Below are 23,240 nucleotides of genomic sequence, written 5' to 3'. Positions count from 1 at the left end.
GGCTACAGTCCCAGGGTCGCTTTGGCGATGATGTTGCGCTGAATCTCATTGCTGCCGGCATAGATCGAACCGGCCCGATCGTTGAAATAGCGCAGCGGTGCGACCGCCTGCCATTCCTCGCCGGCGACGAAACCGTCAGCGGGCGGGGTGAAGTCGGCGATCGGCCCGCCCGGCATGGTGGCGTGCGGCTGGTATACCCGCCCGCGCGGCCCGGCGGCCTCCAGGGCCAGCTCGGTCAGCGCCTGACTCAGTTCGGTGCCCAGAATCTTGATGGTGGAGGCGGCCGGACCTGGATCCTTACCGCTGGAAACCAGTGCGAGCGTGCGGTATTCGAGAATCTCCAGTACGTCCGCGCGCATCCGGGCATCGGCCAGCTTGGCCGCGAACGCCGGATCATCCAGCAGCACACCGCCATCGGGGCCGGGCTGGGTGCGTGCGGCCTGCGCCAGCTCCTCTGCCATCACCTGGAGCGCCGGGGCCGCCGCGCCGCCGCCGCGCTCGAAGTTGAGCAGGAATTTGGCGACGGTCCAGCCATCGTCGATGCGCCCCAATACATTCGCCTTGGGCACCCGGACCTGATCGAAGAAGACCTGGTTCTGCACCTGCTCACCGGAGGTCATCACCAGCGGGCGGATCTGGATGCCGGGCGCGTCCATCTCCATCAGCACGAAGGTGATGCCCTGCTGCTTCTTGGCCTGCTTGGAGGTGCGCACCAGCGCGAAGATCCAATTGGCCTCGGTGGCGTGCGTGGTCCAGATCTTGGACCCGGTGACCACCAGGTCCTCGCCGTCCTGCACCGCGGCCATGGACAGCGATGCCAGATCCGATCCGGCCTCGGGCTCGGAGTAGCCCTGGCAGAAGAACACCTCGCCGGTGAGGATGCGCGGCAGGAAGAACTCCTTCTGCTCGGCGGTGCCGAACGCCATGATGGCGTGCGAGACCATCCGAATCCCCATGGGGGACAGGTTGGGCGCACCGGCGAGGGTGCATTCGCGGCCGAAGATGTAGTGCTGGGTCAGGCTCCAGTCGCAGCCGCCGTATTTCACCGGCCAGGCGGGTGCGGCCCAGCCCTTGGCGTGCAGGATGTGCTGCCATTCCATGCTGGCCTCGTGGTCCGGATAGACGCTGGTGGCCAACCGTCCCGCGCGCCGCAGTCCGGGGGTCAGATTCTCATCGAGGAAGCGGCGCACTTCATCGCGAAACGCCAGCTCAGCGGGCGACCAGTCGAGGTCCACGAAAACTCCTTGTGCGAAGAACCGACCCCAACCATCTCACTGCCTCACCCCCGCTGGCAAATGTGCTGGCACCTGCCCTCACTTACCGGGATTGACATTCCATTGTGGAGGAATATCCTGGAAGTTAGGACGTTCCACAAAGGAATATCGAGGAAGGATCGATCATGGACATCAGCCCCGGCACCCGTGCCTCCGATGCCGAGCGCGCCCACGTGGCCGAAGCGCTGGGCCGCCATATGGCCGATGGCCGCCTGAACGTCGCCGAATACAACGAACGCCTGAACCGGGTCTACGGCACCGCCACCCGCGAGGACCTCGCCCTGGTGCTGGGGGATCTGCCGAAACTCTCGAAAGCGCCTGTGGCGCAATCGCGCTCACAGGGGCGGTTCCCCATCTGGCAGCGCATCGAGGGCAGTGCCTGGCTCGCCGTCGGACTGCTCTGCCTCGCCATCTGGGCCATGGTCTCGGTGGCGTCCGGTGAATTCACCTACCCCTGGCCCATTTGGGTCATCGGCCCGTGGGGCGCGGTGCTGGCCTTCCGCGCCGTCATGGGCTGGGAGGCGACCGCCTCCGGCGCGTGCAGTGCGTCGATGCGCACGCGATAACGCGCATCGGCCATCAAAAAACCGGAGGCCCGGTGTACCTAGGTACACCGGGCCTCCGGTCGAACTCCTGCTGATTAGGCAGGGGTGATGTTCTCCGCCTGGGGGCCCTTCTGGCCCTGCGCGATGTCGAACGAGACCTTCTGGCCCTCGGTCAGCTCGCGGAAGCCCTGAGCGGCAATGTTCGAGTAGTGGGCGAACACGTCAGGGCCGCCACCGTCCTGCTCGATGAAGCCGAAGCCCTTTTCGGTGTTGAACCACTTCACGGTACCGGTAGCCACGATTGACTCTCCTCTTTGTTTTGGTGCGACCCGCACTTTGCGGATCTGATGTCGCTGTAATGACCCCGTCAGGAATCACTGGAAACACAAATGCGCGCCTGCGTGATGGTCAGCAGGCGCGTACTGAAGTCTGTGAGAACCAAAAGTTGCAACACGCAAGACAGTACCTGATCTCCGGGACATCCGACGAATTCCCACGGTGTGGACGTGTCGCAAGTCATTAGCGCGACGAATGACGACCCGGACCACTCCGATCGGCCCGCCCGCCGGTCGGCGATCGACAGGACGCGTAGTCGGCATACTCGGGGCAATCGCCGATTACCGGGTAGCCTGGGCGGCTGTGCACCTCAAGAGTCTGACGCTGAAGGGCTTCAAGTCCTTCGCGTCCGCGACGACGCTGCGGTTGGAACCCGGCATCACCTGCGTGGTGGGCCCCAATGGGTCGGGGAAGTCGAACGTCGTCGACGCCTTGACCTGGGTGATGGGGGAGCAGGGCGCGAAAGCGCTGCGTGGCGGAAAGATGGAGGACGTCATCTTCGCCGGCACCGCCGGCCGCGCGCCGCTGGGCCGCGCCGAGGTGACCCTGACCATCGACAACTCCGACGGCATGCTGCCCATCGAGTACTCCGAGGTCTCCATCACCCGCCGCATGTTCCGCGACGGCGCCGGTGAATACGAGATCAACGGCAACTCCTGCCGCCTGATGGACGTGCAGGAATTGCTCAGCGACTCCGGCATCGGCCGCGAAATGCACGTCATCGTGGGTCAGGGACGGCTCTCGGCCATCCTGGAATCCCGGCCGGAGGATCGCCGCGCCTTCATCGAAGAGGCCGCGGGCGTGCTCAAACACCGCCGCCGCAAGGAGAAGGCGGTCCGCAAGCTGGATGCCATGCAGGCGAATCTGGCCCGCCTGACCGACCTCACCACCGAACTGCGCCGCCAGCTCAAACCGCTCGGCCGCCAGGCCGAGGTGGCCCGGCGCGCGGCCACCGTACAGTCCGAATTGCGCGACGCGCGGCTGCGCTTGGCCGCGGATGACCTGGTCAGCAGGCGGCACGAGCTGGAGAGCCAGCAGAGCAAGGAATCGTACGCGCGCGAGCAGCAGGTCACCGTGCACGCGGAATTGGATGCCGCCAATGCCGCGCTCGCACAGCAGGAATTCGAACTGTCCCGGCTCACCCCGAGCGCGGAGGCGGCGGCCCAGACCTGGTTCCAGCTGTCCGCGTTGACCGAACGCGTCAATGCCACTATTCGAATCGCCCGGGACCGCGCGCGCAATCTGACCATCGACCAACCCGTCGGCGAGGGCCGCGATCCCGATCAGCTCGAACGCGATGCCGACCGGGTCGAGGCCGAGGAGGCCGAACTCGTCGAGGCCGTCGAGATCGCCACCGAAACCCTGGAAGCCGCCCGCGATCTGCTGCACGAGCGCGAACAGGCCGCCAAGGCCGCCGAACAGGCGCATCTGGCCGCCGTGCGCGCCATCGCCGATCGGCGCGAGGGCCTGGCCCGGCTGTCCGGACAGGTCGACACGCTGCGCTCGCGCGCGCAATCGGTGGACGGGGAGATCAACCGCATCTCCGCCTCCATTGCCGAGGCGCGCCAGCGCGGTTCGGCCGCGGACGCCGAATTCGAGTCCGTGCAGGAGGAATTGAGCGAACTCGATTCCGGCGAGGCCGGACTGGACGCCTCCTACGAACACGCCGCCGAGGCATTGCAACTCGCCGACCAGCGCGTCAACGAACTGCGCGAACAAGACCGCGAGGCCGGTAAGCGCGTCGCCTCGCTGACCGCGCGCATCGAAGCGCTCACCATGGGCCTGGCCCGCCGCGACGGCGCGGCCTGGCTGCTCGAACATCGCGCCGACGGACTGCTCGGACCGCTGTCCGGGCTGATCCGGGTGCAGGGCGGATTCGAGGCCGCCGTCGCCGCCGCGCTCGGACCGCTCGCCGACGCGGTCGCCGCCGATACCGGACCGTCCGCGCACGCCGCCGTGCGCGCGCTCAAGGATGCCGACGGCGGGCGCGTGGCGCTGGTGTACGCCGGTGCGGCACAACCGGATTCACGGGCCGGAGGTGCGCTGCCGGACGGTGCGCGCTGGCTCGCCGACGTGGTGGAGTGCCCCGATCACATGCGCGGCGCGATCGCCGCGCTCACCACCGGAATCACCGTGGCGGCCGATCTGGCGACCGCCACCCGGATCGTCGCCGCGCGCCCGGAACTGCGCGTGGTCACCCGTGAGGGCGATCTCACCGGTGCGGGCTGGGTATTGGGCGGTTCCGACCGCGCACCCAGTCAGCTCGAGGTGCAGGCTGAAATCGATTCCGCCAAGGCCGAACTCGACTCCTGGGTGCGCCATGCCGAGGAATTCGAGGCCGCGCTCTCCGGTGCGCTCGCCGAACAGACCGACCGCAAGGAAGCCGTCGATCACGCGCTGCTCGCACTGCACGAATCCGATCAGGCGCTGGTCTCCATCTACGACCGGCTCGGACGGCTCGGCCAGGGCGCGCGCAATGCCCAGCGCGAATGCGAACGCCTGCTCGCCCAGCGCGCCGAAACCGAGGCCGGGCGCGAGGAGACCCTCACCAAGCTCGCCGAGCTGGAGGACCGGCTGCGGCATGTGGAAGGTGAAGGCTCCGAACTGGATTCGGATTCCGCGGGCACCGAGACCGCCGGATACGCCCGCGAGGAAGCCGCTGCCGCGCTCGCCGAGGCCCGCACCATGGAGGTGGAAGCGCGCCTGACCGTGCGCACTGCCGAAGAACGCGCGGAATCGGTACGCGGCAAAGCGGATTCGCTGCGCCGCGCCGCCCGCGCCGAACGCGAGAACCGGGCCCGCGCCGAACGTCAGCACGCCGCGCGCCGCCAGGCCGCCGCCGTCGCGGCCGTGGTCGCCGAATCCGCGGAGAAGGTCGCCGCCGAATTGGAGAAGGTTGTCGCGCAGGCCGCGCTGCGGCGCGATGAATTGGTGCGCCGCCGTACCGAATTCGCGGCGCAGGTGGATCAGACCAAGGAACGCGCTCGCGCCCTCACCACCCAGCTGTCCCAGCTCACCGATGTCGTGCACCGCGACGAGGTGGCGCGCGCCCAGGCCGCGCTGCGCATCGAACAGCTCGAAACCAATATCTCCGAACAGTTCGGGCTGGCCCTGGACGACCTCATCAACGAATACGGCCCGGACACCCCGATGCCGCCGACCGCCCTCGAACTGATGGAGTACGAGGCGGCCAAGGAACGCGGTGAACAGGTCACCGAACCCCAGCCCATGCCGTTCGATCGCGCCACCCAGGAACGCCGCGCCAAACGCGCCGAGAAGGATCTCACCACGCTCGGCAAGGTGAATCCGCTTGCGCTGGAAGAGTTCGCGGCCCTCGAAGAGCGGTACAACTTCCTCGCCACCCAGTTGGAGGACGTCAAGAAGGCGCGACAGGATCTGCTCGACGTGGTCGCGGAGGTCGATGCCCGCATCCTGCAGGTCTTCACCGAAGCCTGGGAGGATGTGGAGCGCGAATTCGTCGGCGTCTTCGGCAAGCTGTTCCCCGGCGGTGAGGGTCGGCTGCTGCTCACCGACCCCAATGACATGCTCACCACCGGCGTCGAGGTCGAAGCGCGTCCGCCGGGCAAGAAGGTCAAGCGGCTCTCGCTGCTGTCCGGTGGCGAGAAGTCGCTGACCGCGGTCGCGCTGCTGGTCGCCATCTTCCGCGCCCGGCCGTCCCCGTTCTATGTCATGGACGAGGTCGAGGCCGCACTGGACGACACCAACCTGCGCCGCCTCATCGGCCTCTTCGAGCAATTGCGCGAGAAGAGCCAGCTGATCGTCATCACGCACCAGAAGCCGACCATGGAGATCGCCGATGCGCTCTACGGTGTCAGCATGCGCGGTGACGGAATCACCCAGGTGATTTCGCAGCGATTGCGCGGCGAGAATTTGGTGGGCGCGTCGGCATAGTCGGTGCGATGCGGGAATCCCATTGAGTGGGAGTGAAATTCCCGACAAGCCGACTATTTGAAACATGATCACGTCGGAGTGGTGCGGCGAATAGCCTCCGGGGGCTATGAGAGCTTCTTTCGCAGGTATTGCCCTCGGTGTCGCCGCAACCCTCGCCGTCCCGGCCGTCGCATTCGCCGACAGCGGATCCTCCTCGCTGTCCGGCGGAACCGGATCATCGTCACTGTCGGGCGGGGGCTCCGGCTCCTCGTCGCTGTCCGGCGGCGGCAGCAAGCCCAGCTACAGCCAGTGGATCGCCGATGTCACCGCCGTCACCACGCAGGCGCAGAGCTACCTGACCGCCGCACTGCCCGGCGCGACCAAGCCCGCCATCGTGCTCGATATCGACAATACGAGCCTGGAGACCAGCTACAACCCCAGCCCGATCGTTCCGGCCATCCCGCCGGTGCTGGCGCTCACCAAATGGGCCAAATCCCAAGGCGCGGCCATCATCTTCGTGACCGGACGGCCCTCGGTCATGGGCATCTACACCCAGGCCAACCTGGCCGCGGTGGGGTACTCGGTGGACGGGCTGTACGGCGGCGGGCTCACCACCGGATCCGCCGGTGCGGGCGCGCTGGAGTCGTACAAGACCGGCGCCCGCATCGATATCGAGAGCAAGGGCTACACCATCGTCGCGAATATCGGCAACAGCGCCTCCGATCTCGCGGGCGGGCACGCCCAGCAGACGTTCAAGCTGCCCGATTACGACGGCGCGCTGAACTGATCGCTACCGCTCGAGGATCGGTTTCAGCTGTGCCGCACCGGTTTCGGTGAGCCACTGTTCGAAAGTGCGCAGCGTGGGCAGGATTTCGCGCAGCGCCGGGATATCGGCGTGCCAGCCCTTGCCCGAGTGAGTCATCCGGTAGACGTTGAGAACCTCACCGCCCAGCTCGGCGGCGAAGTCCTCGGGCAATTCCTCGTAAGTGACGGCGTGCCCGGTGATCGCACTGATCATCGCGGCCGCCGCCACCATGGTGTGCGCATCACCCGCCAGTTCCAGAATCAGGCCGTGGAAGGGCGCGGGATCGGTGAGGGCGAGTTCGGCGAACGCCGCCACATCATCGACCGCGATCATCTGGATCGGCATATCGGCCGGGAACAGGTGCCGATGTACGCCCGCCGTGATGTCGTCCACCGGAAGTCCCTGCGCCAGATAGTTTTCCATGAACCGCACCGGGCGCAGAATGGTCCACTCCAGCCCGCTGCCCCGCACCGCGTCCTCGATCCGACGCTTACCGTGCGCACCCCACTGCGCTTCCGCGTCGAATGACGCGATACCGGAGAACACGAGCTGTCGCACCCCGGCCGCTGTCGCCGCCGCCACGAGATCCTCCCCGCGCCGCGCCTCCAACTCCACATCCCAGCCATCCGGCCCGAACGCCGCGGGCGGAATGATGAACACCGCACCCGCCCCGGACAATGCGGCCGCGATCGTCTCGGGTGCGTCGAAATCGCCCCGCGCCAATTCCGCTCCGGCCGCCGCGAGTGCCTGCGCCGCAACGGCTTCCGGATCCCGCACCAGCGCCCGCACCGGCCGTCCCGCCGCCAGCAGCCGCCGCGCCGTCGCACCGCCCTGCTTCCCGGTCGCGCCGGTCACCAGGACGAGGTCATTTTCCACAGACATGTGTTCTCGGTTCCTTCGGTAGTATTCGGGTCGATCAACCCGAATACCGACGCTACGACCGGGCATCATGAGGTCGCCAGCGCCGAAGAGGAAAGCCGTAACGAAATGAACGCCCCGGCCCGGCCCCGTCCCGCTCCTGACATCCGCCGCGCCGCCGCGCCCGGCGGCCGATCCGCGGCGGACGGTGATCCGGGGCCCGCGGCGGCGACTCGCGCCGACGCCCGCCGCAATCGCGCGCTGGTGCTCGCGGCCGCGCAGCGCGCCTTCGCCGAGGACGGGACCTCCGTATCGCTGATCGAGATCGCGCGCCGGGCGGGGGTCGGCGCGGGCACCGTACACCGGCATTTCCCCACCAAAATCGAACTGCTGGAAGCGGTGCTGCAACAGCGCGTCGACCGCCTCACCGCACTGGCCGTCGGATACCGCGACGCGCCCGACGCGGGCCTGGCCTTCTTCGCCTTCTGCACCGAGGTCATCACCTCGACCAGCGGCAACATCGCGCTGTGCGAGGTATTGGACAACGACGGCTGGCCGCGCGACCTGCTCCGGGACGCGGGACAGCGCTTCCACCGCGCGCTGACTCCATTGCTGACGGCGGCCCAGCGTCAAGGCTCGGTGCGCGCCGACATCGCCCTCTCGGACGTGCTGTCCCTCTACACCGGATGTGTTGCCATCCAACGCGTCTCGCCGGGTCCCGGACTTGCCCGCCCGGCTGCGCTGATCCTCGACGCCATGCGTGCGATGCCCGCGCGTCCTGACGTGACGAAACCCGTGAAGTCCGATGCGGCGCGTGACGAAACCCGGCCGCGTAACGAAACCACCGCCACTGCCTGCCCCGTCTGCGCGACCCCCGTCCAGCCCACCGGCACCGGCCGCCCCGCCCGCTACTGCTCGCCCGCCTGCCGCCAGAAGGCCCACCGCCGCCGCCACACACCCGTGCCCTGACCGGATCGGCGCGGTCTCGCAAAGATGTACGCGCACAACAACGGTGGGCCGAAGTAGGCTCGCGGGGTGGTGTGGGTGTCTGCGGTGGCGTTCGGGGTCGCCTGGTGGCTGGGGTGGTATCTGGTGGCGCGGGATGCGCGTAAGGCGGTGTTGCGCAGGGCGGCGGCGGGGCTGATCGCGTATGCGATCGCGGTGGTCGCGGACCAATTGGCCACGGGCGACGCGTGGTTCGACGGGATGCGGATCGTGCTGGTGTGCATTCCGGCGGTGGCGTGGAGCGGGGTGTTCGCGCTGCTGCTCACCGAGCGGTGGGCGGTGCACGCGGATCGACTGTGGCGGTTGGGGCTGGTGCCGGTCAGCGTGGTGCTCGCGATGCCCGCGGCGGCCGGATTCCTGCCCGCCGGTTACGTTCTCGGCGCGCTTGCTTTGCTCGCGCTGCTGGGGTGCATGCTCGCCGTACTCGGGCAGCAGGGGGATTGGGCCGAGGACGCGCGGCGGCCGGTGACCGGGTTGCTGACCATCGGCGCGCTCATGTTCGGGCTCAGTTCATCGCTGATTCTGCTGGGGCTCAATGTCTTACCGCGCACCTCCATGCTCTCGGCGATCGCGGTGGATCTGGTACTGCTCGGTGTCGGTATCGCGGTACTGGACGCGTTCGAGGAAGGACAGGCGCTGCGCGCGGATATGCTGCGCTCCCTGTTCATCTCGGCCACCGCCGCCACCGTATTCGGCGGACAGGCCGCGGTCGCCATCGTGCTGGCGGGGGAGCGGCCCGCACTGGTGGCGCTGCTGTTCGGCGCGATCGCCGCCGCCATCGCCATGCAGGTGCTCAACGGCCCGATCCAGGCGGGCATCGACCGCTTCGCGTTCGCGCCACCGCTGCGCGCGGCGCGCGACGAACTGCGCACCGCCGCCGAGGAATTGCCGCGCAAACGCATCGAGACCGGACTGTCCGCGCTCGGCGAGGAGGAATTCGCCCGCATCACCCGGCGCGCGCTCAGCCACTACGCCGACCTCGGCAAGCTCGTCGCCAGCCCGCTGATCGACCTGCCCGCCATCGATGCCCGGCTGCACGGCCGCGACACCCCGGCCGGACCGCTCGACCGCGCCACCGAACTGAAGGCGCTGCTGACCGAGAGCATCGACCACCTCAAACCCCGCACCGGCGAGGACTTCGGCACCAGTGAGGAATGGCGGCACTACAACTCGGTGCACTTCTACTACGTCGCGGGTATCCGGCCCTACAGCGTGCGCACCAAACGCACCGACCTCGACCCGGTCTCGCGGCGCGCACTCACCTGGTTCACGGATCAGGTACCCGAACGGACACTGCACAATTGGCAGAACGCGGCAGCGAGAATCATTGCCGCACAACTGCGCGCGGGGCTGGACAGCACGGTTTCCTGAACCGATAAAACGCTCTCACCTGCGGTTGGCAGTACTTTGCAGCTCTTGTCCTGGTGTCGGCAGTGCGGTCACGGCGAATGTTGAGACATCGCAAGCACCGCTTCGGAAGGAACCGATTCCCATGACCGCCAGCACCGCCACCGCCCCCCGCCTGATCGCCGGAATGTCCCCGCTGCGACTGGCTTACGAAGCCGACGGCATCGTCACCATGGCCTCCGGCATTCTCATCGCGGCCCTGTCCGGCGTGCTCGACACCGCCCTCGGACTCTCCACCGAACTGCTCCTGGGCGTCGGCGCGTTCTTCATCCTCTACGCTGCGGCCGTCCTCGTGGTCGCCACCCGCCGCGAGATCCCGCGCCGCCCGGCCGCTTTCATCGCCGGACTGAATGCCGTATGGGCCGTCGACAGCGTCATCACCGTCGAAGCCGGCTGGATCCACCCCACCACCCTCGGTACCGCGGGCATCCTGTTCATCGCCGCCTTCACCGCCGTGATGGCCGCGGTGCAGACCTACACCCTGCGCGCTTCCCGCTAGCCCGCACGCACACCACCGCCCGGCCCAGCGGCCGGGCGGTTATCGCGTTCGCCGGATTGGGGGCCTGTTGTGTTCAGCTCGCCGAATCAGGTTGCGGGCGTAATCCATCCAGCATGATTCGCATGACGCGTTCGACCGCGTCGGGGTAGGACTCGCCTTCGCGGGTGTATACCTGCACGGTCATGAGCAGGGAGATGTCGTCGGGGCCGATATCGGGGCGCAGATCGCCATCGGCCTGCGCCCGGACGGTCATGCGGGTCACCAGATCCACGACCGCCGCGCGCACATCGATCAGGCGGGGGTCGGCGTGCATGGCCCGGTGTACGGCGGGGCCGATGGCGGAAGACTGTGCGCCGAGCTGCATTTCGACGCATTCGCGCAGGAAGCGGCGCATGCCGCGCCAGGCGGTGCGTTCCTCGCGCCAGGCCGTGGCGGCCAGCTCCGACAGGCGTTCCAGATGCGCCTGCGCGGTGCCGATCAGGAGCGCGTCGCGATCGGGGAAGCGGCGATAGAGGGTGCCGACGCCGACCCCGGCGCGATCGGCGATCTCCTTCATCGGGACCTCGGTGCCCCGCTCCCGGAAGACCGCCAGCGCTGCATTGACGATCTGATCCCGATTGCTGCGCGCATCGGCCCGTAGGCGGTCGGCCGTCGGACTCACCTCCAGAAGTTTAAGTGGACGAAATGCTTCCGTTTAGCCTAGCATCGAACTAAGCGGACGAAATTCGTCCGTTTGATTCGATAGAGGTGATTGTCATGAGCACGAAGGTGCTGATTTCGGGCGCGGGCGTCGGCGGCTCGACCCTGGCCTACTGGCTGAGCGACCGCGGCGTCGATGTCACGGTGGTGGAGCGCGCCGCCGGGCAACGCTCCAGCGGAAACCCGGTCGACGTGCGCGGATACGCCGCCGCCGTGGTGGAGAAAATGGGCGTGATGCCCGAGTTGCGCAAAGCGGCAATCGATGTCGACCGGCTCAGCTTCCTCGATGCGGCCGGACGGCGGCGCGCTTCGGTGGCCACCAAGGCGCCCGATGGTGCGGGCGAGCTCGAGCTACCGCGCGCCGAACTCGCGAAGATCCTGCTGGGAGCCGCGCGCGATCGAGCCGAAATCCGCTGGGGCGACACCATTACCGGCCTCGAACAGGATGATTCGGGCGTGTCGGTGACCTTCGAACAGGCCGCGCCGCAGACCTTCGACTACGTGGTCGGCGCGGACGGCCTGCACTCCACCGTCCGCCGCCTGGCCTTCGGTCCGGAGCGGGACTTCGTGCGGCATATGGGAATCTACGTCGCCACCCTGCCCGTGGACCGGAGTTACGGCGACGCGCGTGAGGTTGTCATGTACAACACGCCCGGGCGTTCCATCTCCGTCCATCCCGCCGGTGGAAAGCCTCTGGCCGCCTTGATGTTCCGCGGCCCGGCGATCGAGGGATACGACTATCGCGATGTGGCACAGCACAAACGCCTGCTGTTGGACGCGTTCGACGGACCGGTCGGTATCTTCGGTGACGTGCTCGACCACATCCGCACCGCCGACGACCTCTACTTCGACTCGGTCAGCAAGGTTCGGCTCGACACCTGGTCGAAGGGGCGCATCACCCTGCTGGGCGACGCCGGTTCCAGCGTCTCCCTCTTCGGTGACGGTTCCAGTCTGGCCATCGCCGCCGCGCACACCCTCGCCGAGGAATTGGCCCGCACTCCAGGCGAACCGGACATCGCGCTGCGCGATTACGAACGGCGACAGCGCGTCCTGTCCGATCCGAAGCAGAACGGCGCACGCGTCGCCGGGGCGTTCATCGTCCCCGGCAGCCGCCTCGGAATCCTGGTGCGCGACACCGCCGCCCGTCTCATGCGCCGAGTGTGACCCGAAAGCGATGCCATCCCACCATGGTCATCGCGCGGGTCCGCCCGGGTCTAGAGCAGATCGCTGACGTCGTCGGGCACATCCACGGCGTATTTGCGCAGCGTATCCATCGGCACCACCTCGAGCGCGTTCTCATGGGTGGCGGCCAGCACCACCGGTGCGGCTACCCCGTCCTCGTGCGCGTGCAACCAGCGCACCGCAACCACACACCAGCGATCGCCCGGCTGCAGGCCCGGAAAGTTGTTCTCCGGACGTGCGGTGAGCAGGTCGTTGCCGATCGACTTCTGATGATCCAGGAACTCCGCGGTCACCACGGTGCAGACGGTATGGCTGCCAAGATCTTCGGGACCGGTGCTGCAGCACCCGTCCCGGTAGAAGCCGGTGAGAGGATCGGTGCCACACTCCTCCAGCGGTCCCCCAAGCACATTTCGATCGGTCACGTCGCCGATCCTATTGTCTCGGTGTCGCATTCGCCGCTCCTTCCGCACTGTGGTGCGTTGTCGAGCAGACCGGTCGGTTGTTCGCGCATTTCAGGACCGTCGAATCGGCGTGTCCATAGCCGCCGCGCACCGATGTGTGCTAGATGACACTGCCCCGCAACTCGTGGGTAGGTATGTGAAACCGGCAATAGTGACCCCTCTGAGAGGATGGCCTGGTGACTGCACAAGCCTGGATCCTCATCGCCGCCATCGCCGCGGTCCTGCTGGTGGTGTTCGTGTCGGGATTCGTCCTGTACAAGCGCCGCCGTATCTCCCTCACCCCGGCCGCCGAGGAGGCGAAGCCGGAACTGACCGACCGGTCGGGGGGATACACGGCATCGAGCGGATTCAGCTTCAGTCAAGGCGGCGGAACGGCAACCCTGCCCAAACCCGCCCCCGAACCCGAACCGGTTCCGGTCGAGCGCACCGATACCGAGGGCCAGCCGCATATCGGCGATGACGCCGCCGTACCGCGCGATGCCGCCAAACGCGGCATTCACGATGTCCGGCTGCCCGATCCGGTCCAGGGTCCCGAACTCGCCCCCGAGGCCGCCGAGGCCGACACCGAGGTCGCACCGGCCGAGGCCGATACCGCGCCCCCGATCAGCACGGTTCCCGCCGAAGCCGCGGGCGTCGCCGAAGCCGCGACCGAGACGCCCGCCGACACGTCCGCGCGTGATCAGGCCGCCGCTGCCGCGGTAGCCCCCGCCGAGGCCGCACCGTCGGTCACCCCCGAAACGATCGCGCCCGAAACCCTCGCTCCCGAAACCCTCGCGCCCGCCGAGGTTTCCGCCCCGGCCGAGCCCGAGATCGATTTCACGGCCGATATCGAACCCACCGCCGGTCGCCTGAACCGCCTGCGCGGCCGCCTGTCCCGCTCTCAGAACGCGGTCGGCAAATCCCTGCTGGGTCTGCTCGGCGGCGGCGACCTCGATGAGGACTCCTGGGAGGAGATCGAGGACACCCTGGTGATGGCCGATCTCGGCACCGCCGTGACCGCCGCCATCGTGGCCCGCCTGCGCGAGGAGATGGCCGCCCGCACCGTGCGCACCGCCGCCGACGCGCGCGCCGTACTGCGCGAGGTGCTCATCGAGGCGCTGCGCCCGGAACTGAATCGCTCGATTCGTGCGCTACCGCACCAGGATCACCCCGCGGTCCTGCTGGTCGTCGGTGTGAACGGCACCGGAAAGACCACCACCACCGGCAAACTCGCGCGCGTTCTGGTGGCCGACGGCCGACGCGTGCTGCTCGGCGCGGCCGACACCTTCCGTGCCGCCGCCGCCGATCAACTCCAGACCTGGGGTGAGCGCGTGGGCGCGGAGACCGTGCGCGGTAAGGAGGCCGCCGATCCGGCCGCCGTCGCCTTCGACGCGGTCAGCGCCGGAATCGATCGTGGCGTGGATGTGGTGCTCATCGATACCGCGGGCCGCCTGCACACCAAGACCGGCCTGATGGACGAGCTGGGCAAGGTCAAGCGCGTGGTGGAGAAGAAGGCCGAAGTCGACGAGGTGCTGCTGGTGCTCGACGCCACGGTCGGGCAGAACGGCCTGACGCAGGCCCGCGTGTTCGCCGAGGTCGTCGATATCACCGGTGTTGCCCTGACGAAGCTGGACGGAACTGCCAAGGGCGGCATCGTCTTCCAGGTCCAGCACGAGCTCGGCGTACCCGTGAAACTGGTTGGTTTGGGCGAGGGTCAGGACGACCTCGCACCCTTCGAACCGGGCGCTTTCGTGGACGCTCTACTGGGCTGAGCCCCGCGTACCACGGGAAACACCAATAACCTCACGCACCGCTGGTAACAGCGGTGCGAACGAGGAAACCTGACCGAAACACTGCAATCTCATCCGTTCACCTATGCGAAACGCCGCAGGATCACGGAGGAAACACCGCTGCCCGAACCTTCATGTCAGGCTCATTCGCCGTTATCGGCTGGGCCCGAGATGAGGAGGAAATTAAGGTGGCGTTCCCCGTTTTAGGCGCACCTGACGCCGGTGATACCGCATGGATGCTGGCAAGTGCCGCGCTCGTGCTGTTGATGACCCCCGGCCTCGCATTCTTCTACGGCGGCATGGTCCGTTCGAAGAATGTCCTGAACATGATCATGATGAGCATCAGTGCCATGGGCGTTATCACCGTCCTGTGGGTGCTGTACGGCTTCTCCATGGCGTTCGGCGAGGACAAGGGCAATCTGTTCGGTGATCCGGCGCAGTACTTCGGCCTGAAGACTTTGTTCGGCGGTCAGTATCTGACCAGCGCGACCGATGCTTCCGTCAAGGTGGCTATCCCACTTGCCGGAACCATCCCCGCGACCGTTTTCGTGGCCTTCCAGCTCATGTTCGCGATCATCACCGTCGCCCTCATCTCGGGTGCCGTCGCCGACCGCCTGAAGTTCGGCTCCTGGCTGCTCTTCGCGACCGTGTGGGCCACGGTCGTCTACTTCCCGATCGCGCACTGGGTCTTCGCCTTCGACGGCGTGACCGGTGAGCACGGTGGCTGGATTGCCAACAAGCTCAAGGCGATCGACTTCGCGGGTGGTACCGCGGTCCATATCAACGCCGGTGTCGCGGGCCTGGTCCTGGCCATCGTCCTCGGTAAGCGCAAGGGCTGGCCGGGCACCCCGATGCGTCCGCACAACCTGCCGTTCGTCATGCTCGGCGCGGGTCTGCTGTGGTTCGGCTGGTACGGCTTCAACGCGGGTTCCGCGGTCGGCTCCAACGGCATCGCCGGCGCCACCTTCGTGACCACCACCGTCGCCACCGGTGCGGCCATGCTCGCCTGGCTGCTGGTGGAGAAGGTGCGTGACGGTCACGCCACCTCGCTCGGCGCGGCATCGGGCATCGTGGCCGGTCTGGTCGCCATCACCCCGTCCTGCTCCTCGGTCAACGTGATCGGCGCGCTCGCCATCGGTGTGGTCGCCGGTGTGCTCTGCGCCCTGGCCGTGGGCCTGAAGTTCCGCTTCGGCTTCGACGACTCGCTCGACGTGGTCGGCGTGCACCTGGTCGGCGGTATCGCCGGCACCCTGATGGTCGGCCTGGTCGCGGCCCCCGAGGCCCCGGCCGCGGTCAAGGGCCTGTTCTACGGCGGCGGTTTCGATCAGCTGGTCAAGCAGGCGGTCGGCGCCGGTGCGGTGCTCGCCTACTCGGCCATCGCGACGCTCATCATCGCGCTCGCGATCAAGTACACCATCGGTCTCCGCGCGGATGAGGAAGCCGAGTTCCAGGGCTTGGACGAGTCGGAGCACGCTGAATCGGCATACGATTTCGCTGCTGTGGGTGGCACGGCACGTACCACCGCCGTCAAGGAGGCATGACGCATGAAACTGATCACCGCAATCGTCAAACCGTTCACGCTCGAGGACGTCAAGACCGGGCTGGAGCAGGCCGGCGTACTCGGCATGACCGTCAGCGAAGTGCAGGGCTACGGCCGTCAGAAGGGCCACACCGAGGTCTACCGCGGTGCGGAGTACTCGGTCGACTTCGTCCCGAAGGTCCGGGTCGAGGTGGTCGTGGACGACGCCTCCGTCGACAAGGTCGTGGAGGTCATCGTCGAGGCCGCGCGCACCGGCAAGATCGGTGACGGCAAGGTGTGGGTGACCCCGGTCGACGCCATCATCCGGGTCCGCACCGGCGAACGTGGCTCGGACGCTCTGTAATTCACGAAGTGAGCGGCGGCCCCGTTCCCACCGGATGAGGACCGGTAGGGACGGGGCCGCCCTCGTGCTCGGGCAGGGTGGAAAGTCCCGGTGGCAGCCGGGGATCACGAACTGAATGAGATGGGTGGTCGGTGTGGGTTTCCAGCAGGGACGCGATGACAAGGACGCCAAGGATTCCAAAGACGCCTCGGAGAAGGTCTCGAACGGAGCGTCGGATCTGGTCCGGGCCCGCAACCAACTACTCGCCGAACACAGCGCACACGGGCGCGCCACCCGGCTGGAACCGGAGACGCTGCGCCTGGCGCTGGTCGATCTCTACGAATTATGGCTGACCACAAAGGGTCACGAGGTCGGCATCGTCGACGGCAGCGGTCTGGCCATCGTCGCGGTGGGCGGCCTGGGCCGTCGCGAAATGCTGCCCTACTCGGATCTGGATCTGGTGCTGCTCTACGACGACGTCGACCCCGCCAAGGTCGCCGAGGTCGCCGATCAGCTCTGGTACCCGCTGTGGGACGCGCACATCAAGCTCGATCACAGCGTGCGCACGGTGCCGCAGGCGCTGCGCGTGGCCGCCGACGATCTCACCGCCGCGCTGGGCATGCTGGAGGCCCGTCACATCGTCGGCGACGAAGGGCTCAGCAATCTGCTCATCAGCGGGGTGCGACGGGATTGGCGCGCCGGGGTCCGGTCCCGGTTCGACGGTCTCATCGCACAGGCCGAAACCCGTTGGCGGCGTAGCGGAGAGATCGCGCACCGCGCCGAACCCGATCTCAAGAACGGGCGCGGCGGACTGCGCGATATCCAACTGCTCGACGCCCTCGCCATCGCACAACTGACCGACGCCATGCCGGGGCTCGGTCCGGATGTGCCCGGCGGCGGGTTGAAGCAGGCACAGCGCAAATTGCTGGATGTTCGCACCGAACTGCATCGGGTTGCCGGTCGCGCCCGCGACCAATTGCGCGCCCAGGATGCCGATGAGATCGGCGCGGCCCTGCGCATCGGGGATCGCTTCGATCTCGCCCGCACCCTCAGCGATGCGGCGCGAACCGTCAGCTATTCCACCGATGTCGGGCTGCGCACCGCCGCCAACGCGCTGCCGCGCCGCGGTCTCGCCCGCCTGCGCCGCATGCCGGTACGCCGACCACTCGATGAGGGGGTGGTCGAGCATTCCGGTGAAGTGGTGCTCGCCAGAGACGCGCGGCCGCAGCGCGATCCGGGATTGATACTGCGCGTGGCCGCGGCCTCGGCGCAGACCGGATTGCCGATGTCGGCGACGACTTTGAACAGACTCTCCGAGGACGCGCCCGAACTACGCGAGCCGTGGCCCAAGGAAGCCCTCAACGACCTGCTGGTATTGCTGGGCGCGGGCCGCGGCACCATCGACGCCATCGAGGCTTTGGATCGAACGGGCCTGTGGGGCAGGCTCTTTCCGGAGTGGGGTGTGGTGCGGGATCTGCCGCCGCGCGATGCCATGCACACCTGGACCGTGGACCGCCACCTGATGGAGGCGGTCGCGCAGGCCGGTGCGCTCTCCACCCGGGTGGCGCGGCCGGACCTGCTGCTGATCGGGGCGCTGCTGCACGATATCGGCAAGGGCCGCACCGAGGATCACAGCGTGGTCGGGGCGGAATTGGCCACCTCCATCGGGCGCAGGCTCGGGCTGTGGCCCTCGGATGTGCGTACGCTCTCGGCCATGGTGCGCCAGCATCTGCTGCTGCCCGATACCGCCACGCGCCGCGATCTCGCCGATCCGGACACCGTGAAAATGGTGGTCGAGGCGCTCGACGGTGATCCGCAATTGCTCGAACTGCTGGCCGCGCTGGCCGAAGCCGATTCGCTGGCCACCGGGCCGGGGGTGTGGAACGACTGGAAGGCCTCGCTGATCGGTGATCTGGTGCGCCGCTGCCGGTTGTCGATGGCGGGGGAGGAGCTGCCCAAACCCGAGACGATTCCGGACGATCTGCGCGAACGTGCCGAAAAGGGCGGCGTGCACGTGGAATTGAAGCAGGGGGACGGCCGGTACACCCATATCGTCACCGTCGTCGCACCGGACACCCCGGGCCTGCTCTCGGACGCCGCGGGCGTGCTGGCCATGCATTCGCTGCGGGTGCTCTCGGCCGAACTCGCGAGCGTCGGCGATTCGGCCATCGATACCTTCGTGGTCGCGCCGCGTTTCGGAAATCCGCCGGATCCGGGTCTGCTGCGGCAGGAATTGATCAGGGCCATAAACGGGGATTTGGACCTGGTTTCGGTGCTCGCGCGTAAGGAACGCGAAGCGGGCGGCACCCAGCCCAGCCCTTACGCGCAAGCCGCGCCGCGCGTGCTCTGGAATGAAACCGCGGAAACCGGACGGGTACTGCTGGAATTGCGCGCCGAGGATCGAATCGGATTGCTGAGCCGTTTGGCCGCCGCGCTCGCGGAATCCGGTGCGAATGTGTCCTGGGCGAAGGTGCACACGCTCGGCGCGGCCGTCGTCGATACGTTCTGCCTGGATCTGGGCGCCTCCGACACGCCGGAACGCCGCGCGGAAATCGAAGCGGCGGTACTCGCGGTGGTGCCTCCGCAACAACCGAAGAAATTGCCCGAATCGGACACTGAAAACGGATCAACCTCGGTTTTCTGACCGGTCGCCAGGATGCTGTATTAACTGGCAAACCGTACGTTTGCCAGTTAATCCGATCGTTGCACGTAATTTGCTGAAATACTGATCACGCGGTACTCACCGCCCCCTAATATCGCCTCAACCAATGCTGTCGCGCGCGTATGAGGGGAGCTGGTCGGTGGCCATCGAAGTTGTTTCAGCGTCGATGATGACAAGCGATATGACCACGCACATCGCGCGCTGCGTAGGCGGCGATCGCTGGGTGGTTTCCTGGTTACCCGGTCGCACCCTCTCCGGTCAGCAGGCGGTGAACGCCATGACCATCGCCTCCACCATCGCGAACCACGCGCCGACCGAATCCGAATGGGCCCTGCTCGACGGACTCGCCCTCGGTCTCGGGCTCACCGCCCGCGAGGCAATCGGCATGGTGGCCAGCGAACAGCACGACCTGCGCCGCCCCGCCACCACCCGGCCGCGATCACTGGAATAGCCCGCGCGCACCGGAAAAAGCGCAGCGTGCGGTCCCTGGAATAACGGCCCGCCGCGGATCCCACTACCCTGGTATCTCGAGTGACGTCCCTCGAGATCAGGAGCATCGGTGTTCGAATCCCTTTCCGACCGGTTGGCCGGTGCCCTCAAGGATCTGCGCGGAAAGGGGCGCCTGTCACCTGCCGACATCGATGCCACCGCCCGGGAGATCCGGCTCGCGCTGCTCGAGGCCGACGTCGCACTGCCCGTGGTCCGCACCTTCATCGCCAAGATCAAGGAGCGCGCCAAGGGCGCCGAGGTCTCCGCGGCGCTGAATCCGGCACAGCAGGTCGTCAAGATCGTCAACGAGGAACTCATCGCCATTCTCGGCGGCGAGACCCGGCGACTGCAGTACGCCAAGAACCCGCCCACGGTCATCATGCTGGCCGGTTTGCAAGGTGCGGGTAAGACCACCCTCGCGGGCAAGCTCGCGAAATGGCTGAAGGGGCAGGGGCATCAGCCGCTGCTCGTGGCCTGTGACCTCCAGCGCCCCGGCGCGGTCACCCAGCTCCAGGTCGTCGGCGAGCGCGCCGGGGTGCCGGTGTTCGCGCCCAACCCGGGCACCTCCATCGGCGGCGGCGAGAACCCGCTCGGTGTCTCCGCGGCCGATCCGGTCGATGTGGCACGGCGCGGTATCGACGAGGCCAAGGCCAAGCAGTACGACATCGTCATCGTCGACACCGCCGGTCGCCTCGGCATCGACGCCGAACTGATGGCGCAGGCCGCGGGCATCCGCGACGCCGTCAACCCGGACGAGACGCTGTTCGTGCTCGACTCCATGATCGGCCAGGACGCGGTCACCACCGCCGAGGCGTTCCGCGACGGCGTCGGCTTCACCGGTGTCGTGCTCACCAAGCTCGACGGTGACGCGCGCGGTGGTGCGGCGCTGTCCGTGCGTGAAATCACCGGCCAGCCCATCCTTTTCGCCTCCACCGGCGAGAAGCTGGAGGACTTCGACGTCTTCCACCCCGACCGCATGGCCAGCCGGATCCTCGGCATGGGCGATCTGCTCACCCTGATCGAGCAGGCCGAACAGGTCTACGACGCGCAGCAGGCCGAGGAGGCCGCGCGCAAGATCGGCTCCGGCGAACTCACCCTCGAGGACTTCCTCGAGCAGATGCTCGCCATCCGCAAGATGGGTCCCATCGGCAACCTGCTCGGCATGCTGCCGGGCGCGGGGCAGATGAAAGACGTTCTCGCACAGGTCGATGACAAGCAGCTCGACCGCGTACAGGCCATCATTCGCGGTATGACCCCCGCCGAGCGGGATAACCCGAAGATCATCAACGCCTCGCGCCGCCTGCGCATCGCCAACGGCTCCGGCGTCTCGGTCTCCGAGGTCAACCAGCTCGTCGACCGCTTCTTCGAAGCCAAGAAGATGATGGGCATGATGAGCCGCCAGTTCGGCCTGCCCGGCTCGCGCGGCGGCAACAACAAGAAGGGCAAAGGCAAGAAGGGCAAGAAGGGCGGCCGCGGCCCCACCCCGCCCAAGATGCGCGGCGGCTTCCCCGGCATGCCCGCCCTCCCCGGCGGTATGCCGGGCGGCATGCCCGACCTGTCCAACATGCCCGCCGGTCTGAACGAACTTCCCCCGGGCCTCGAGGGCTTCGACCTGTCGAAACTCAACTTCCCCAAGAAGTAGCGCACACTCCCGACTCGGCTTCGTCGCATCGCGGCGGGGCCGAGAGGCGTCGCGGGCGGGACGGGACCGCGCAGATGTTGAAGCTGCGCCGGGCATCCTCGCCGGAGACTGACTGTGCGGCAGGTATTTTGAACGCACGCCAAGGGGACGATCCACGAACGCGTTACGTTCACCGTGTGAGGGGGCCGGGCTGTTACCTGGAATGGGTCGGGTTCTAAGCTCAGATCCCTTGCACCTGAACAAGAAAGAGTACAAGTGAAGATTGCTATAGGGGGTGCGGTCTGCGTTGCGCTGGCCGCAGGTGTGCTTGCTGGCTGCTCTACCTCGGACGACAAAGCATCGCCGTCGACTACCACCACCAGCGCAGCCACCGCAATCGGTTTCCGCAGCCAGGTTCAAGCCCTCGCCGACACCGTATCGTCACCCCAATCGGGTTTCTGGACGCCTGAAGAATTCATCACGAAGTTCTGCAAGCAGTACGCCTCGAAGCCGGGTTCGACACAACGGATGGTTGCGAAGGATCTCGCGTTGGGTGCCGCCGTCGCGAGCAACGCCAATGACGCCAAAGGGGAGGCGGCGAAACAAGAGCCTAACGCGCTTGCGTTAGTCTCCAGCAACGCTGCCTGTGCGGCTCTCCCTCGTGGTTGATTGCTGATTGCAGTGCGTTTTCCAAAACCGGACTGTCCCAACACATCACATCAAGGGCGAAGTCCGAAGACTACCCGGACCTCCGCACGATAAGAGTGAGTGCAGTGCAGGGTAGTTCGAGAGCAGTCGGGTTGGGGTGTGGAAGCCAGTCTCCTGAAACGCGTAGAACTCCCTCTCCTGTTGCAGGAGAGGGAGTTTCGCTATTCCGAGGATCGCAATTAACATCGCGAATGTCCGCCAACTGGGCTTTCCTTTGCGTGTTCGACCAGCTACCCACGAGATGGCGATTCCTGCGAGGCACCCGGAACGATCCTTCCTGGGAGCCGGCGGCGAAGGTGGCCGACCGCATTGCCGAACTGGAATCGCCTACGGACGGCCAGCTGCTGGCCGTGCTCGGATCGGCACACCAGTTCGCGACGTACCTCCGAGGCGTGCGGCGATGCGCAGATTTTCGGTCTATTCACCTAGATGGCAACAAATCGGGCGTTGAAATCGGATGGAGAAATATGATTTGACACACGAACCATTCGGTTGGATTGTATCTTTCATATTTTTTGAACAATTGACATTTCTGCAGGTCGCGAAGTTGTTTGTCGGATTTACGTGTCACTTTGACATGCAATGTGCCGGTCACATTGACCGGTGGACGGCGTGGCGGTGACCCTTCTAATGCGTTAGCCTGTTCCGGGATCCAATTCGGGGCCTTCTCTGTTCATGCCTGAGGAAATATGCTTTCCGGCGTGCAGTCAATCTTGGGAACATTCGTCGCTCTTCCCGCTTTCAGTGTGTGGCTGTACTGCGACGGGCCAGTCCGATTTGCGGCCGGTATGACGGCCGTTCTGTCCCGCGATCCTTATAAGCGCGCGGACGCAAGGATGTTGCTTGCGGCCCTGCGTGTGCCGCCGCGCGTTGAGCTTCGTCGACCGCAGCCGCCGGACGTATAGCGGGTGCGAGGGCTGAGTGGCGTTGCGGGCGGGCTCGGCAGGCGCGCCTGCTGTGGTCACGGGCGACGGGGCGGGATCAGCGCAGGGTGACGGGGGTGCCGAAGGTGTTGGGCGAGAGCCACATTCGGATCGTGCCGCAGTGGCATCGGGTGTAGGTGATTACACCCTCGGAGGTGCGGTGGCGGGACAGGATGCGGGTGGGGTCGATCGGATGGTCGCAGAGGGTGGTTGCGGGCATGGTTTTCATGGTTCGCCGCGAGGT

At 66.9% G+C, this 23,240-nt stretch carries 20 protein-coding genes; 14 read left to right on the top strand and 6 right to left on the bottom strand.

What is annotated here, in order from left to right:
* Positions 1-2: 2 nt before the first annotated feature.
* Positions 3-1,235: an acyl-CoA dehydrogenase family protein gene (locus ACFVUS_RS12920; protein WP_387764545.1), complete on the bottom strand. Its 1,233-nt coding sequence runs from the start codon at positions 1,233-1,235 to the stop codon at positions 3-5.
* Positions 1,236-1,399: 164 nt separating this feature from the next.
* Here ACFVUS_RS12920 and ACFVUS_RS12915 point away from each other — a divergent pair, with 164 nt between their 5' ends.
* The gene (locus ACFVUS_RS12915) at positions 1,400-1,840 is read left to right on the top strand and encodes a DUF1707 domain-containing protein (protein WP_387764543.1); all 441 of its coding nucleotides are present in this window, start codon (positions 1,400-1,402) and stop codon (positions 1,838-1,840) included.
* A 74-nt stretch (positions 1,841-1,914) separates the two neighbouring features.
* Here ACFVUS_RS12915 and ACFVUS_RS12910 read toward each other — a convergent pair whose 3' ends face one another.
* Entirely contained in the window at positions 1,915-2,118 is a 204-nt protein-coding gene (locus tag ACFVUS_RS12910; RefSeq protein WP_067574676.1) for a cold-shock protein, read from the bottom strand.
* A 340-nt stretch (positions 2,119-2,458) separates the two neighbouring features.
* Here ACFVUS_RS12910 and smc point away from each other — a divergent pair, with 340 nt between their 5' ends.
* Positions 2,459-6,067 carry a chromosome segregation protein SMC gene (gene smc, locus ACFVUS_RS12905; RefSeq protein WP_387764541.1) on the top strand — a complete coding sequence of 1,203 codons (3,609 nt, stop codon included), beginning with the start codon at positions 2,459-2,461 and terminating at the stop codon, positions 6,065-6,067.
* Positions 6,068-6,173: 106 nt separating this feature from the next.
* Positions 6,174-6,833 (top strand): HAD family acid phosphatase, encoded by a 660-nt coding sequence (locus ACFVUS_RS12900; RefSeq protein ID WP_387764539.1) that lies wholly within the window; start codon positions 6,174-6,176, stop codon positions 6,831-6,833.
* Positions 6,834-6,836: 3 nt separating this feature from the next.
* Here the strand turns inward: ACFVUS_RS12900 and ACFVUS_RS12895 are convergent, their stop codons facing one another.
* Positions 6,837-7,733: an NmrA family NAD(P)-binding protein gene (locus ACFVUS_RS12895; protein ID WP_387764537.1), complete on the bottom strand. Its 897-nt coding sequence runs from the start codon at positions 7,731-7,733 to the stop codon at positions 6,837-6,839.
* A gap of 105 nt (positions 7,734-7,838) precedes the next feature.
* On the opposite strand from ACFVUS_RS12895, the gene ACFVUS_RS12890 reads away from it, so the two are divergent.
* The 3 genes from ACFVUS_RS12890 to ACFVUS_RS12880 all read left to right on the top strand — a co-directional run bounded on the left by ACFVUS_RS12890 (position 7,839) and on the right by ACFVUS_RS12880 (position 10,620).
* Positions 7,839-8,678: a TetR/AcrR family transcriptional regulator gene (locus tag ACFVUS_RS12890; protein ID WP_387764535.1), complete on the top strand. Its 840-nt coding sequence runs from the start codon at positions 7,839-7,841 to the stop codon at positions 8,676-8,678.
* Positions 8,679-8,744: 66 nt separating this feature from the next.
* A complete protein-coding gene (locus tag ACFVUS_RS12885) occupies positions 8,745-10,085 on the top strand; it encodes a hypothetical protein (protein ID WP_387764533.1) in 1,341 nt (446 codons plus the stop codon).
* Positions 10,086-10,206: 121 nt separating this feature from the next.
* Positions 10,207-10,620, top strand: a complete 414-nt coding sequence (locus ACFVUS_RS12880) for a hypothetical protein (RefSeq protein ID WP_387764532.1) — start codon at positions 10,207-10,209, stop codon at positions 10,618-10,620.
* Positions 10,621-10,693: 73 nt separating this feature from the next.
* Here ACFVUS_RS12880 and ACFVUS_RS12875 read toward each other — a convergent pair whose 3' ends face one another.
* Positions 10,694-11,281 (bottom strand): TetR/AcrR family transcriptional regulator, encoded by a 588-nt coding sequence (locus ACFVUS_RS12875; protein WP_387764530.1) that lies wholly within the window; start codon positions 11,279-11,281, stop codon positions 10,694-10,696.
* Positions 11,282-11,376: 95 nt separating this feature from the next.
* Here ACFVUS_RS12875 and ACFVUS_RS12870 point away from each other — a divergent pair, with 95 nt between their 5' ends.
* Positions 11,377-12,483, top strand: a complete 1,107-nt coding sequence (locus tag ACFVUS_RS12870; protein ID WP_387764528.1) for an FAD-dependent monooxygenase — start codon at positions 11,377-11,379, stop codon at positions 12,481-12,483.
* 50 nt (positions 12,484-12,533) lie between these two features.
* On the opposite strand, the gene ACFVUS_RS12865 is transcribed toward ACFVUS_RS12870, so the two are convergent.
* Positions 12,534-12,923, bottom strand: a complete 390-nt coding sequence (locus ACFVUS_RS12865) for a DUF2237 family protein (RefSeq protein ID WP_387764526.1) — start codon at positions 12,921-12,923, stop codon at positions 12,534-12,536.
* A 215-nt stretch (positions 12,924-13,138) separates the two neighbouring features.
* On the opposite strand from ACFVUS_RS12865, the gene ftsY reads away from it, so the two are divergent.
* From ftsY to ACFVUS_RS12830, 7 genes are all read left to right on the top strand, one after another.
* Entirely contained in the window at positions 13,139-14,713 is a 1,575-nt protein-coding gene (ftsY, locus tag ACFVUS_RS12860; RefSeq protein WP_387764524.1) for a signal recognition particle-docking protein FtsY, read from the top strand.
* A 206-nt stretch (positions 14,714-14,919) separates the two neighbouring features.
* A complete protein-coding gene (locus ACFVUS_RS12855) occupies positions 14,920-16,272 on the top strand; it encodes an ammonium transporter (RefSeq protein ID WP_387764521.1) in 1,353 nt (450 codons plus the stop codon).
* Between the two features lie 3 nt (positions 16,273-16,275).
* Positions 16,276-16,614 carry a P-II family nitrogen regulator gene (locus ACFVUS_RS12850; protein ID WP_364630550.1) on the top strand — a complete coding sequence of 113 codons (339 nt, stop codon included), beginning with the start codon at positions 16,276-16,278 and terminating at the stop codon, positions 16,612-16,614.
* Between the two features lie 115 nt (positions 16,615-16,729).
* Positions 16,730-19,237, top strand: a complete 2,508-nt coding sequence (locus tag ACFVUS_RS12845; RefSeq protein WP_387764519.1) for a [protein-PII] uridylyltransferase — start codon at positions 16,730-16,732, stop codon at positions 19,235-19,237.
* Between the two features lie 157 nt (positions 19,238-19,394).
* Entirely contained in the window at positions 19,395-19,706 is a 312-nt protein-coding gene (locus tag ACFVUS_RS12840; protein ID WP_387764517.1) for a hypothetical protein, read from the top strand.
* Between the two features lie 108 nt (positions 19,707-19,814).
* Entirely contained in the window at positions 19,815-21,386 is a 1,572-nt protein-coding gene (gene ffh, locus ACFVUS_RS12835) for a signal recognition particle protein (protein WP_387764515.1), read from the top strand.
* Positions 21,387-21,641: 255 nt separating this feature from the next.
* A complete protein-coding gene (locus ACFVUS_RS12830) occupies positions 21,642-22,034 on the top strand; it encodes a hypothetical protein (RefSeq protein ID WP_387764513.1) in 393 nt (130 codons plus the stop codon).
* Positions 22,035-23,054: 1,020 nt separating this feature from the next.
* On the opposite strand, the gene ACFVUS_RS12825 is transcribed toward ACFVUS_RS12830, so the two are convergent.
* Positions 23,055-23,216 carry a hypothetical protein gene (locus tag ACFVUS_RS12825; protein ID WP_387764511.1) on the bottom strand — a complete coding sequence of 54 codons (162 nt, stop codon included), beginning with the start codon at positions 23,214-23,216 and terminating at the stop codon, positions 23,055-23,057.
* Positions 23,217-23,240 lie beyond the last annotated feature (24 nt).

Origin of the sequence: Nocardia sp. NPDC058058, assembly GCF_042885355.1 — a bacterium.
Taxonomy (GTDB): Bacteria; Actinomycetota; Actinomycetes; order Mycobacteriales; family Mycobacteriaceae; genus Nocardia.
Note: the sequence above shows the minus strand (reverse complement) of the source record. Positions and strands in the feature narration are given on the sequence as shown.

Bases quoted from the DNA above. Each gene is read 5' to 3' on its own strand.
- ACFVUS_RS12825 (WP_387764511.1), bottom strand. From the start codon at position 23,216: ATGCCCGCAACCACCCTCTGCGACCATCCGATCGACCCCACCCGCATC.
- ACFVUS_RS12895 (WP_387764537.1), bottom strand. From the start codon at position 7,733: ATGTCTGTGGAAAATGACCTCGTCCTGGTGACCGGCGCGACCGGGAAG.
- ACFVUS_RS12870 (WP_387764528.1), top strand. From the start codon at position 11,377: ATGAGCACGAAGGTGCTGATTTCGGGCGCGGGCGTCGGCGGCTCGACC.
- ACFVUS_RS12915 (WP_387764543.1), top strand. From the start codon at position 1,400: ATGGACATCAGCCCCGGCACCCGTGCCTCCGATGCCGAGCGCGCCCAC.
- ACFVUS_RS12880 (WP_387764532.1), top strand. From the start codon at position 10,207: ATGACCGCCAGCACCGCCACCGCCCCCCGCCTGATCGCCGGAATGTCC.
- ACFVUS_RS12900 (WP_387764539.1), top strand. From the start codon at position 6,174: ATGAGAGCTTCTTTCGCAGGTATTGCCCTCGGTGTCGCCGCAACCCTC.
- ACFVUS_RS12890 (WP_387764535.1), top strand. From the start codon at position 7,839: ATGAACGCCCCGGCCCGGCCCCGTCCCGCTCCTGACATCCGCCGCGCC.
- ACFVUS_RS12850 (WP_364630550.1), top strand. From the start codon at position 16,276: ATGAAACTGATCACCGCAATCGTCAAACCGTTCACGCTCGAGGACGTC.
- ACFVUS_RS12845 (WP_387764519.1), top strand. From the start codon at position 16,730: ATGAGATGGGTGGTCGGTGTGGGTTTCCAGCAGGGACGCGATGACAAG.